This window comes from Variovorax sp. SPNA7, from assembly GCF_033807855.1.
GTDB lineage: Bacteria > Pseudomonadota > Gammaproteobacteria > Burkholderiales > Burkholderiaceae_C > Variovorax > Variovorax beijingensis.
In genome coordinates this window covers 2,558,422-2,570,551 of the sequence record NZ_CP138513.1, presented here as the reverse complement: position 1 = coordinate 2,570,551, position 12,130 = coordinate 2,558,422, and the positions used below count along the sequence as shown (strand labels likewise).

The 12,130-nt window shown below is 64.5% G+C and carries 11 protein-coding genes; 2 read left to right on the top strand and 9 right to left on the bottom strand.

Features of this window, described 5'->3' with window-relative positions; genetic code table 11:
- Position 1: 1 nt before the first annotated feature.
- Genes RZE77_RS11880 through RZE77_RS11860 form a run of 5 tightly spaced genes read right to left on the bottom strand, consistent with a single transcriptional unit; the run spans position 2 to position 5,509 of the window.
- Positions 2-1,711: a peptide ABC transporter substrate-binding protein gene (locus RZE77_RS11880; protein ID WP_319442017.1), complete on the bottom strand. Its 1,710-nt coding sequence runs from the start codon at positions 1,709-1,711 to the stop codon at positions 2-4.
- Positions 1,712-1,728: 17 nt separating this feature from the next.
- Positions 1,729-3,054: an NAD(P)/FAD-dependent oxidoreductase gene (locus RZE77_RS11875; protein WP_306882120.1), complete on the bottom strand. Its 1,326-nt coding sequence runs from the start codon at positions 3,052-3,054 to the stop codon at positions 1,729-1,731.
- Between the two features lie 19 nt (positions 3,055-3,073).
- On the bottom strand, positions 3,074-3,793 hold the full coding sequence (locus RZE77_RS11870; protein ID WP_319442016.1) for a cupin domain-containing protein: 720 nt from the start codon (positions 3,791-3,793) through the stop codon (positions 3,074-3,076).
- On the bottom strand, positions 3,790-5,322 hold the full coding sequence (locus RZE77_RS11865) for an aldehyde dehydrogenase family protein (protein WP_319442015.1): 1,533 nt from the start codon (positions 5,320-5,322) through the stop codon (positions 3,790-3,792). Before RZE77_RS11865 ends, RZE77_RS11870 begins: the two co-directional genes overlap by 4 nt.
- Positions 5,312-5,509 carry a hypothetical protein gene (locus RZE77_RS11860; protein ID WP_319442014.1) on the bottom strand — a complete coding sequence of 66 codons (198 nt, stop codon included), beginning with the start codon at positions 5,507-5,509 and terminating at the stop codon, positions 5,312-5,314. Before RZE77_RS11860 ends, RZE77_RS11865 begins: the two co-directional genes overlap by 11 nt.
- Positions 5,510-6,151: 642 nt before the next feature.
- Between RZE77_RS11860 and RZE77_RS11855 the strand changes: the two genes are divergently transcribed.
- Positions 6,152-7,033, top strand: a complete 882-nt coding sequence (locus tag RZE77_RS11855) for a GNAT family N-acetyltransferase (RefSeq protein ID WP_319442013.1) — start codon at positions 6,152-6,154, stop codon at positions 7,031-7,033.
- Here the strand turns inward: RZE77_RS11855 and RZE77_RS11850 are convergent.
- The 4 genes from RZE77_RS11850 to RZE77_RS11835 form a co-directional block, all read right to left on the bottom strand.
- Positions 7,014-7,931, bottom strand: a complete 918-nt coding sequence (locus tag RZE77_RS11850; RefSeq protein ID WP_307644458.1) for a LysR substrate-binding domain-containing protein — start codon at positions 7,929-7,931, stop codon at positions 7,014-7,016. The genes RZE77_RS11855 and RZE77_RS11850 overlap by 20 nt on opposite strands.
- 154 nt (positions 7,932-8,085) lie before the next feature.
- Entirely contained in the window at positions 8,086-9,075 is a 990-nt protein-coding gene (locus RZE77_RS11845) for a cupin domain-containing protein (RefSeq protein ID WP_319442012.1), read from the bottom strand.
- A 20-nt stretch (positions 9,076-9,095) separates the two neighbouring features.
- Complete coding sequence (pdxA, locus tag RZE77_RS11840; protein WP_319442011.1) at positions 9,096-10,058, bottom strand: 4-hydroxythreonine-4-phosphate dehydrogenase PdxA; 963 nt, start codon at positions 10,056-10,058, stop codon at positions 9,096-9,098.
- Between the two features lie 29 nt (positions 10,059-10,087).
- The gene (locus RZE77_RS11835) at positions 10,088-11,155 is read right to left on the bottom strand and encodes a four-carbon acid sugar kinase family protein (protein ID WP_319442010.1); all 1,068 of its coding nucleotides are present in this window, start codon (positions 11,153-11,155) and stop codon (positions 10,088-10,090) included.
- A 75-nt stretch (positions 11,156-11,230) separates the two neighbouring features.
- Between RZE77_RS11835 and RZE77_RS11830 the strand changes: the two genes are divergently transcribed.
- Entirely contained in the window at positions 11,231-12,121 is an 891-nt protein-coding gene (locus RZE77_RS11830; RefSeq protein WP_319442009.1) for a LysR family transcriptional regulator, read from the top strand.
- The last annotated feature ends 9 nt before the right edge of the window (positions 12,122-12,130 follow it).

Here is a 12,130-nt window from a genome sequence, read left to right as displayed (position 1 = left end):
GTCACGCCGTCCAGGACCAGCTGGCGGCGTTCCAGCTGTTCGCGAGCGCGTTCACGTTGTTCGCGTAGCCTTCGAGGCCCCCCTTCGTGCCCTCGATCTGCACCTCGTAGAACAGCGGCAGGAACGGCAGGTCGTCGTTGATCAACTCCTGCACCTTGGCGTAGATCTCCTTGCGCTTGGCCAGGTTGTATTCCTGCCGGCCCCGGGCGAGCAGCGTATCCACCCCGGCGTTCTTGTACTGGCTCACGTTGGACCCGGAGCCTGTGAGTTTCGGGATTGCGCCGGAGCCGAAGCGATGCGTGATGTCCGGGTCCGAGGCGATCGTGTAGGTCGGCGCGGTCATGAGGCTGTCGAACTCGGAGTTCCTCCAGAAATCGGCCCACAGCACCGCCGCCACCATGTTCTTGATCAGCATCTCGACGCCGATCTTCTTGAAGTCGTCGGCGATGAGTTGTTGTGTCTGCGCGCGCAGCTGGTTGCCCGTCACCGTCGAGTTCGTGAAGGAGAGCCGCACGCCGTTCTTGACGCGAATGCCGTCCGGACCTCGCACCCAGCCGGCCTGATCCAGCATCGCCGAGGCCTTCTTCGGGTCGAATTCGGGCTTGGGCAGATTCGGGTTGGAGGCCCAGTGCGTCGGAACGAGGTAGTTGTTCGCTGGCTTTGGCACGCCGTAATAGACGAGGTCGCAGATCGCCTGGCGATCCATCGCGATGTTCAATGCCTTGCGCACGGCCTTGTCCCCAAGCGCCGGGTGGGCGAGGTTGAGCGTGAGGTTCTCCACGGCACCGCGTTGCGCTGGGTAGACGCGGCGGCCGCGCAGTGCATTCGCTTCCTTGTAGAAGTTGGCCGGGATGCCCTGCAGGCCAACGTAGTCGATCTCCCCGGTCTTGAACTGCGTGTACATCGCGTTCAGGTCCGGCACGTACTTGAAGATGAGCCGATTCAGCGACGGCGCCTTGCCGAAGTAGTTCGGATTGGCTTCGAGCATCACGTGGTCGCCGGTCTTGCGGCTGACGAATTTGAACGGCCCGGTGCCGACCGGCGCGGCAGCAAACGACGGAGAGTTCGGGTCCGGGTTCTGCGAAAGAATGTGCGCGGGGACGATGAAGGTCCAGCTCAGCACGGAGGTCAGCGGCGCGTAGGGCTCCTTCAGCTTCCATGTGACCACGTGGTCGCCTTCGACGCCCACCGACGCGATGAGCTCGAAGGCGGTGCGGTTGCGGGCACGGAAGGCCGGGTTCTTCATCAGGTTAATCGAATACCTGATGTCCTCCGCCGTCATCGGCTTGCCGTCGTGCCACTTCACGTCGCGCCGCAACTCGACGCGCCAGGTCAGGCCGTCGGCCGATATGCCGCCGTTCTCGAGGGTGGGAACCGCGTTCGCCAGAACGGGAACGAACTTCCCCTGTGCATCGATCATCCACAGCGGACTGAAAAGGTTCCACCAGACGCCTTGGTCCACCTCGCTGGCGGTCATCAGCGGATGCAGGACGGTCACTTCCTGCGAGAAGCCGAGGATGGCTTGACCCGTCGGCTTCGTGCCCGGTGCTGCGGCATGAGCACTCGCCGCCAGGCCCAGGGAGCCGAAGGCAAATGAGGCTGCGCCTGCAAATACGGCATCGCGCCGTGTCAGCTTGCCCAGGGGGGAATCGCCAATGTCGTTCGTGCGCTTCATGTCGTCACCTTTCAGTTTGCTGCTGTGGTCAGTCATGCTTGTCTCCTTTTGGTTTAGAAATCAGCGACCTGGCCCCATGCGGAGCCGCCGAATCGGCCGGGCCGAAACGGTGTGGGGTCCACGATCGGTTCCGCGCCGGTGGCCAGATCCGCGATCAGGTGGCCGGCACCGGGACCGATGCCAAAACCGTGCCCGGAAAAGCCCGCGGCCAGTATGAATCCCGGCATGCCCGGCACTTCTCCAATGCCGGGAACACCGTCGGGCGTGCTGTCGACGAAGCCGGCCCAGGCGTGCGTGACTTTGGCGTCGCGAAGCTGGGGCAGCAGCTCGACGGCGCGGCGTTGCGTCTCCTTGATCGCGGACATGTCGGGTTTCGGATCGAGGATGCGCACCCGCTCCATCGGCGTTGGTGCATCGAGCCGCCACCGCTTGAGCGTTTCGTGGCCGCCCCGGATACCTTGCAAGCCTCCCGGCAGAAGGCTGCGCCAGCGCTTGGCGAACATGGGCACGAATTGCGGGGCGAACCGCAGGAACTGACCTGTCACGTCCACACGCGCGCGGCCGCTGATGGCCAGTGCGTAGCGTCCGTCGCTGCGGCGCGTGGCGGACACGCCCGACATCACCAGGGCATCCGGCAAGCGATGTTCCACAGGGGACACGCTCAGGATGGACTGGCGGATCGAGGCCTGTGGAAACCGGATGCCCAACTGGCGACAGAACGAAGACGCCCACGCGCCGCCAGCCATCACGACCGTTCGGGTCTTGATGACGCCGGCTTCGGTCACGACACCGCTGACACGTCCGCCTTCGGTCTCGATTCCGCGGGCGGCGCAGTTTTGGTGGACGCTGCCCCCGAGCTTGATGAGCGCAGCAGCCACCGCCGGCGCAGCTTTGGCAGGATCTGCGGTGCCGTCGCCAGGCGAATAAACACCGCCCTTCCAAGCGCGACCGGTTGCCCGCCCGCGCTCGGCAGCTTCTCGACCGCTCAGCATGTGGCTCGTGACGCCTGAGGTTTTTGCGAAGTCACGCCAGTTGGCCCAACCGGACAACTCAGCGTCGTCGTTGCTGAGAAAGAGCAGCCCGCAGCGACGGAAGCCTGTGTCTTCGCCGCTCTCGGCGGCAAATTGCTCCCACAGGTCCAGGCTCTTGCTCGCCATGGGCAATTCGCGAGCATCGCGGTTCTGCCGCCGGCACCAACCCCAGTTGCGGCTCGACTGCTCGGCGCCGATCCTGCCTTTTTCGACCAGGGCCACCGACACGCCGCGCAGGGCCAGGTAGTAGGCGGCGAAGACACCGACGATGCCGCCCCCGATCACGACGACGTCGGCTGTGGCCGGCGGCGTGGGGGACGTTTGGATTTGGATCAGCGGAGGGGACATGATGAATCTGTTCGCCCGTTCAAGCCTGGGCGGCCTGGACCACGAAGAACTTCGCCACGCGATCGCTGCTCTCCCATCCGACCGCCGCACCCTGGGGCACGAAAAGCGCATCGCCCGTGCCCATCGACAGCACGCTGCCATCGGGTGCCGCGAACCGCACGCTGCCGGCCACGAGGTGCATGAACTCGTTCTGGCGATGCGGACGAACGATCCGGTGGTAAGGGGTCGAATCCCAGGTGCCTGCGCTGTACCCGGCGGCGTCCTCGGTGAAGACGTTGTCGCTGCGGCACTCCGGCGCCGGCCCCAGCAGCGCCTCTGCCGGCAGCGAACGGGACGGCTTGAAATCGGCGTCCGCGCGAAGCGGGACAAGGCCGCGTTGTGTCGGCTTGTCACAGGCGGCCGCACAAAAAGAAAACTGCACGCGCGATCCGGCCACGATGCGAAGCGAGGTACCGCATCCGATGACCGCACCTGTTTGCGGACCGAGCACCAGCGGAGCGGAGCCGTCCGCCGTCAGCGTCAGTTCGCCTTCCGACACCACGAGGGTCTCGATGTGCGGATAGCTCGCGACGTCGAGCTCGCCGATGAAGCTGATGCGGCCCGCGCTCATCGCGTCGGGTCCTTCCCACGCGATCTCGCGCTGCAGCGCAAAGGGGTCGTTCTTGCCGAATGCCGCCTTGCGAAAAGAGGTCGAAACGGGCGCGCCGTCGGCGCGGTGCAGCACTAGGGCCAAAGTCATGATTGCTCCTGCGCGTCGCGCATTGATTTCACTGTCGTAGTTGAGGTCTCGGCATCTCCGAAGCCAAGAATGGCCTTCGTTTCGAGGTACTCCTCGATGCCTTCGATGCCGTATTCGCGGCCGTTGCCTGAACGCTTGTAGCCACCAAAGGGGGCATGGGGACTCCATGCCGGATAGTTGATGTGCACCTGCCCCGAGCGGATGCGCGCCGCGACCGCGCGCGCGGCGCCGAGGTCGTTTCCTTGCACGTGCGCGCCCAGCCCGTAGACCGTGTCGTTGGCGATCCCCACGGCTTCGTCGACCGTGTCATAGGGGATGACGGCCAGCACCGGTCCGAAGATCTCCTCCTGCGCGATCTGCATCTGCGACTGCACCGAAGAGAAAATGGTCGGGCGGCAGTAGAAGCCAAGGCCCAGAGCCTCCGGCCGACCGAGGCCGCCGCAGATGAGCCGCGCGCCTTCGGCGATGCCGATGCCGATCATTTCCTGCACACGATTGAACTGTGCGCGGTTTGCGACCGGGCCATGCGTTGTCTGCTGCGATCGGGGATCGCCCACGACGAACCCGGATGCCGCTTCGAGCGCGATCCGTTCGACCTCTTCGAGGCGCTCGCGCGGCACGATCATGCGGGTCGGCGCGCTGCACGATTGGCCGACGTTGCGGAAGGCGGCCGCCACGCCTGGCGGGACGGCACGCGTCAGATCTGCGTCCGGGAGGATCAGGTTCGGCGATTTCCCGCCGAGTTCCTGGGCCACGCGCTTGACTGTCGGGGCTGCCGCCTGCGCGACCAGAACGCCGGCGCGGGTCGAACCGGTGATCGAGATCATGTCCACGTCGGGATGCGCGGCCAAGGCAGCGCCGACCTCCGCCCCATTGCCGTTCACGAGGTTGAACACGCCCGGCGGGATGCCGGCGTCGTGCATCACCTCGGCAAAGAGCAAGGCGCTCAGCGGTGACAGCTCACTGGGCTTCAGAACGAGCGTGCATCCCGCGGCCAAGGCGGGACCGACCTTGGCGGTGATCTGGTAGAGCGGCCAATTCCACGGCGTGATCAGCCCACACACGCCAATGGCCTCGCGCATGATGGCCACGCCCTCCCGATGGATGAGGAATGGATAGCTGGCCAGATTGTCGCGGGCCACGCGGATGTGCTCCGCCGCGACCGGCACCTGTGTGCTGCGCGCAAAGCCGATGGCAGCGCCCATCTCCAGCGAGATCGCCTGCGCGAACTCCTCTGCGCGCTCGAGGATCAAGGTGTGGACGCGGTCCAGAAGCGCAGCCCTGGTCTGAACGGAACTCACCGACCAGGCGACGAAGGCGCGCCGCGCCGCGGACACGGCCGTCGCGACGTCGTGCGCAGTTCCGAGCGCGATCTGCGCGATGGGCTCTTCAGTCGAGGGGTCGATGACGGTGGCTCGCGCGCCCCCCAGGGGCACGACCCACTCGCCGTCGATGAATACGCGGTCCAAGCGGCCAGCGTTCCTGAGGCGTTCGATGATGGATGAATGGCCCATGTTCTTAACGTCCATCAAAGCCGGATCGCGAACTCGGCTTGCCATCGTGGGCCAACGCCTGGTGGTGCGGGAACTGCGCGCCAACGGTGCGGCCTGTCACGTTCAGCTTGCTCATGCGCGACTGCGTTCCGTCGCTGCTGCCCTGCAGCGGCGCGACATCCATCAGGGCTGCCGGAGTGGTCAATTGCTTGAAGGAGATCATGGAAAACCAAGTTGGGAAAAGCCTGGGAATGACTCGATGCCCGCAGTGTCGGAACGGCGGTTCATGCGGTCAAATACAAGTTTTACCGACATCTATGCGATGTTGATATGAATCCCTCGGTAGTCTCGGCGCCGTGATGCTCGATGAAGCGTGCTTCGGTGCGGTCGCGTAGCTCACAGCCCATTGCAAGCGGTGCACTGCATCGCTTCAGCGCGATCGATTTTTCCGCACGCGGTGGAGCACGTCCGCACTGGAGGACGCACGCAAATCGCCAAGGTGCGGCCGAGCCGGACCGGGCGTCCAGTTATGCGGCCAGAGCCGCGCGTGATCTGCCGTCAGAAAAACTGCGACGTTCAGTCATATCAATCCTGAATGAATGACACAAGACTATTTATTGGACCGCATGTATCAGCATGTCGATACTGCCGACGAAGGCGCGTCGCGGCAGTGGATAGAGTAGACGGCGCACAGGTGCCACGGCTCGACCTGCGCCCATCTGCGTCCCGCGCGCCTTGTGAGATGTGGGGCTATGCGAAACAACAAGCGGCATCGCCATCCCAGGCGGTTGCCAGAAAGGATGACAGTGATGGCACAGAGCATTTACATCGAGACCTTTGCCTTGCGACGCGAAGGAGAAGCGGCATGAAGCTCGCCTCGAACGACATCGCATCGGATCCCGCGGCAGCCGATGCCGTGCGCCTGCGGCAGTTCGAGCCCGGCGATGTGCCGGCTGCGCACGCGCTGTCCAGCGCCTTGAACTGGCCGCACAGGATCGAGGATTGGCAGTTCGCGCAATCGCTCGGGCACGGTGTGGTCGCCGAACGCGACGGGAAAGTGGTTGGCACCGCACTCTCATGGCAATTCGGGACGAACTACGCCACCCTCGGCTTGGTGATCGTCGCGCCCGAGTTGCAGGGCCAGCGCATCGGCAACCGCGTGATGGAGGCGGTGCTCGATCGCTTGGCCGGTCGGAATGTGTTGCTGCATGCGACAGCGGCAGGCGTTGGCCTGTATGAGCGCTTGGGATTCGTCACCACCGGGGAGATCGAGCAGCACCAAGGTGTGCTTGCGACCTTGCCGACGGTCGCAGGCCGCAGCGGCGACCACTTGCGGCCGCTGGCAGCCGCGGACATCGAAGCTCTGATCGCGATGGATGCTCTCGGTGCGGGTATGCATCGCGGCGAGTTGCTTCGCCGGTTGTTCTCCCAGGAGAGAACCGTCGTTCTCGAGCGAGGCGGCCACGCCGCCGGCTTCGCCGTGCTGCGCCGCTATGGCCACGGCCACGCCGTGGGGCCGGTGTCAGCGCCCGATTTCGATGCCGCACGCCTGCTGATTGCGGACTGCTGCCGTCACGCCGAGGGGTTTCTGCGCGTCGACGTGGACGCAACGAGCGGCTTGCCGCCGTGGCTGGAAAGCCTGGGGCTGCCGCGCACCAACGGTGTATCCATCATGGTCCGCGGCAAGGTGCCCGAGCGCGGGCCTGCCCACGGAAGTTGGGCGTTGGTTACCCAGGCGATCGGCTGATCTTCTTGCGTCCCGCAGGCTGTGAGTCGCGCACCACGATGCGCATGGCCTCCAGGAAGTCTGCGACGAGCGCTTGCGCCGGCTGTTGACGCGCACGCACGAGGTGACAGCTGAAGTGGATCTCCGGCTCGAACACGAGCGAATGCACGCCGGAGAGCCCAAGCTCGCTGATCACCAGTGGCTCCACGATGCTCACGCCCAGGCCTCGCGCCACCATCGCGCAGACCGTGGTGGCCAGCGAAGTCTCGATCTCCAGCCTCCGCACCTCGGGATCGAAGACGCGATCGATGGCTGCGCGCACCACGTCCGGAGGCGCCAGCGATATGAAGGACTCGCCCGCCAGGTCCGAAGGAACAACCTTGCGCTTGCGCGCCAGCCGGTGTCCCCGGGGCACGATGCATACGGCACGGCTCGAATGCACGAGTTCGCTGTCAACCTCTTGCGGCAGCGCGACATAGGAGACCAATCCGAGTTCGCAGTAACCCGACGAAACCCACTTGCAGGTGGTCGCGGAATCGGTCGTGTGGACCACGACCGGCACGCGAGGGCGCAGGCCGCGAAAGACCTGAAGGATGCGCGGAACCAGGCCGACGCCAATGGCAGGCGAGACGGCGATTCGCAAGCCTTCGACCCCCAGCGTGCGGATGCGGTCCGCCGTTTCGCGAATGGACTGCAGCCCGACGTAGGTGCGGTCCACCTCCTTCAGCAAGGCATACGCTTCCGGCGTGGGGACCACGCGCTGCCCGACGCGCTCGAACAACTGGAGCTGCGTCTCGCGCTGCAAGAGCGCGATGGCTCGGCTCACGTTCGGTTGCGACGTGTGCAACTGCGCCGCGGCAAGCGTCATCGAGCCCGTGTGCATCACGGCACGGAAGCATTCGATCTGGCGGAAGTTCATATCAGCGATGTATCAAAAGTACCAACACTGATATTTGATCGCATGAATCGGCATTTCGATACTGCGGGAATCCTGGGCTTCCGCATGCAGCATCGAGTGCGCGCGAAGACGGGACCCAGGACCGGCTGGCACGCCGAATAGCCGGGGGTAGGCGCTACTCGGTAGATGGCTCGGCTGCAGTTGCCAGCAACACCTCACATTCCTCCCCCACCGCCACCGCACAGTGTTCGACGCCGCGCGGTACGACGATGAACTCCCCCTGCTCGATCGTCTCTTCACGGTCACGAAACTTCATGAGCAAGCGTCCCCGGTGAACAAAGAACAACTCATCGCCGTGCGCTCGAAATGACCAGTTGGAGGCGTCCTTGAACACGGCGACCTTGATCTGCGTGTTGTTGAGCAACTCCCCGACTCCGCCGGCAAATGCAGCAGCCAGGCTCTTCTTGCGAATCGGCGAAAGATGCTTGTTCAGGGCCGCGACGTCGCGAATGATCGCGGTGAGTTGGCTCGGCACGTCATTCCCATCCGCCGGGTACTTGCCATCCAAAGCCGCCGTCCCAATCGTAAAACCGGCCGCACCGGCACCCTGGACGACTGCAATTCGTTCAGGAGTGGCAATGGATCCTGCAATGAAGACGGGCTTGGAGACTGCGGCGCAGACGGCCTTCATCAACTTCGGCACGTTCTGCGCCGAACGGTAGGCCAACAGGTCCAGCCCGTGCACGCCGGCGCGCCCTGCGATCGCCTTGGCACTTTCGACGATTTCCTCGATGGTGCCTTCAAGCACGCTCGGGTGACCGGTAATCCGGCCAGGAAACGGAAAGTATTGAATACCGGTGCTATTGATGATCGGCAGCACATCGTCGACCCGTGTGCCTCCAAGAAGAACGTCAACACCGATCTCGGCTGCAGCCTTTGCGGAGACGATTTCACTTTCGCGGTCCAGCGACACGACTTCCAGATAGGAGGTCGCACCGCCCGCCTTTATGGCCGCATTGAGGCCCTTGAGTTGCTCGAGCGGCAAGCCGATGTCCTTGAACCCGATGTGCCGCACGCCGAGGCCGAGCGCGGTTTGAAGCTGCTGCGACGCATCCGGAACCGTGCGGTCGTTGCGTGTGAGCATGAAGATGAAACGTAGACCCATGATGGCGGTTCCTTTCGAAGTTAGATCGTGTTGGTTTGCGCAGCGACGAGACGCTTCGCGTAGGCAAGCGCCGTCTCCAGGCTTGCGTGGTCTGCAACGCCGTGCCCCGCGATGTCGAATGCCGTGCCGTGGTCCGGGCTGGTGCGGACGAACGGCAGCCCCAGCGTGATGTTCACGCCCTTCTCCAGCCCGAGATACTTCACGGGGATCAGCCCTTGGTCGTGGTACTGGGCTACGACAACATCGAATCGCCCTTGGCGCGCTTGCATGAAGACCGTGTCACCCGGATAAGGGCCGGTGGCATCGATGCCCTCGGCGCGCGCCGCCTCGATGACAGGCCGGATGATCCTGATCTCCTCGTCGCCGAAGAGGCCGCCTTCACCCGCGTGCGGGTTGAGACCCGCCACGGCAACGCGTGGCGCCCGGAAGCCGAGGGCCTTGCCCCCGTCGTGGGCAAGCCGGATGGCGGACATCTGCGCGTCGAAATCGGCTTGTTCGATCGCCTTGCGCAGCGACGTGTGAATCGTGACGAGCACCGTGCGGATGTCGTCGTTCGCAAGCATCATCGCCACGCGCTTGGCGCCGCCGTGGTCGGCCAGAATTTCCGTGTGGCCGGGATAGCGGATGCCTGCGCTGGCCATCGCCTCCTTGTTGATCGGCGCCGTGACGATGCCGCTCACTGCGCCCGCCTTCGCTGCCGCGATCGCTGCAACGATGGCGTCGAAGGCCGCCTGCCCGGAGACCGCGCTGATTCGTCCGATGGGTGGAGGCTCGGCGATTCGGGTCGTGTCGATGACTTCCATTGTTTGAGGCCGGAACCGGGCCTCAGCCGGTGCCTGGATCGGTCGCACCTCGATGCTCAACCCGAGCCGGCGCACGATGTCCTGCATGACGACAAGGCTGCCGAACACGACGACGCGCTCGCCGCCTTTCGCCAGCACCTTGGCCACGATCTCCGGCCCGATGCCGGATGCGTCGCCCATGGTCAGGGCCAGTGGGAGGGAGGTGTTCGTCACAGTGAATCCGTTCGCAAGGTTTGAGTGGTTCCGCGCATGCGTGCGACAGCGCGCTCCAGAGCGTCGTCGCTGCCGAAGCCGCCGGCCTTCATGGCGAGCAGGAGCGAGCGTCCATCGCCGAGCCTGGCGCGACCCAAGGGAAATCCGGGATCGAGCTCTTGAAGAATCTCGAACTCGCGGACGTTGAGAAGGTCGAGGACCGCTTCCATCGTGTCGCCGCCGGTAGCGATCAGTGCGCCGAAACGTGGGTCTTGCAGCGCTCGTGCCGCGCTTTCTGTAATACGGCGCAGCACTGCGGTCGGGTCGCGCTCGCGCGCCACCGGTCCGCGCAGCAGCATGACGCCGCCGAACGCCTGGAGTTGATCCGCTTGTCGGTGGCTGCGCAGATTCGCGCTTCCGACGACAACCAGGACATCGTTGCTGATGCCATCGATCACCGGCGGTTGGGCTTCGGTCCGTATGAAACGCCGCGACAAGGCGATGGCCATCCCGGGAGAGCCCACCCACAGGATCGACTCCGGCTCCTCGATGGAAGCGATCTGCGAATCGAGCTCTTCCTGCGTCACCGCATCGAGGAACAAGACACTCTCGATACAGCTCGGGACCAGGTCGGCCAGCGTCGAGTGCCGCGCGGGATGCACGGGGTCCTTGCCATACGCGCTCTCAGAAACCGGGACGCCGTCAACGAGTTGAATTCCCCCCACCGTCGTACGCCCGGCCTCGGGGAATGCTGGCGCAAACACCAGAGATTTGCGGCCACTCGCTGCAAAGCAGGCTTCGAGCTCCGCCGCGATGTGGCCACGCAGCGTGGAATCCACCGTCTTGTAGAGCACGGCATGGCGGGCGAGCCGGCCCGTCAATCCTGCGACACGCTCGAAAGCTTGCGACGAAGTCGCAGACCGCGAGCCGCTGTCGACTGCAACCACCGTTGAAGCTTGGCGCGGGAGCTGGCCCCTTCCGATCGATGCGCTCGCACCGCGGGCAACGAAAGGCGCCGCCCCATCCGCCGCGCTGGTCAGGTCATCGGCGAGGATTGCAATACGGGGTTGAAGATCGGTGCGCATGCATCAATTATCAAAACCCCCCTCTCGCCTTGAAAAGCGATAGTTTCTGAATGAATCGGTGATAAATTGTCACCAATGAATCGATCCGACATCCCCTCGCTGGACGACTTGCGCGCGTTCGAGGCGACGGCGCGCCTGGGCTCGGTCCGGCTTGCCGCAGACTCGCTTGCGCTCACGCACGGCGCCGTCAGCCGGCGCATCACCAAACTCGCCAATGACATCGGGGTGAAGTTGTTCGAGAAGAACGGGCGAGGCCTTCGGCTCACATCGGCCGGCGAGACACTCAATCTCACGCTCAGCAGGTTCTTCGGTGAATTGGCTGCCACAGTGCAAAGCCTGCGTGCCACCAATGCGGGGAAGAGCTCTCTCGTGCTCTCCTGCGAGCCTTCGGTTGCCATGCGCTGGCTCATTCCCCGGCTGGGGGCGTTTCAAGCGATGCATCCGAACATCGCCCTCCACCTCTCGGTGGGCGGAGGGCTTGTGGATTTTCGCAAGAACCAGGTCGACCTCGCCATTCGGCGGCTGGACTTCGCAGTGCCCGAGACGTGGAACGTCCAGCCCCTTTTCCCTGAAAGAGTCGGGCCTGTCATGAGGCCGGAGTTGGTGCCGAGGTTCGAACACGGCGACTATCTCGCGCTCGGGTCGAAGACTCGGCCTGATGCGTGGGCGCAGTGGCTCAAGGCCCATCCCTCGGCACGTCGACCCACGGAGATCCGCTACTACGACAGCCACTCACTCATTGTGGAAGCCGCATCTGCGGGCCTGGGCGTGGCCCTCAGTCCGCTCGTGCTGGCGGTTGACGATGTGGAACGAGGAAGCCTCGCGGCACCGGCTGGCTTCGACGCTGACGGCAGTCATTACGGGCTGATATGGCTGGGATCGAATGAACTGCAAGGCGTGGAGTTCGAACTCGCAGAGTGGTTGCAAGCGCAGTTCGGTCGCCTGACTCCACACCACGAGCTCTGACAGTGGCCG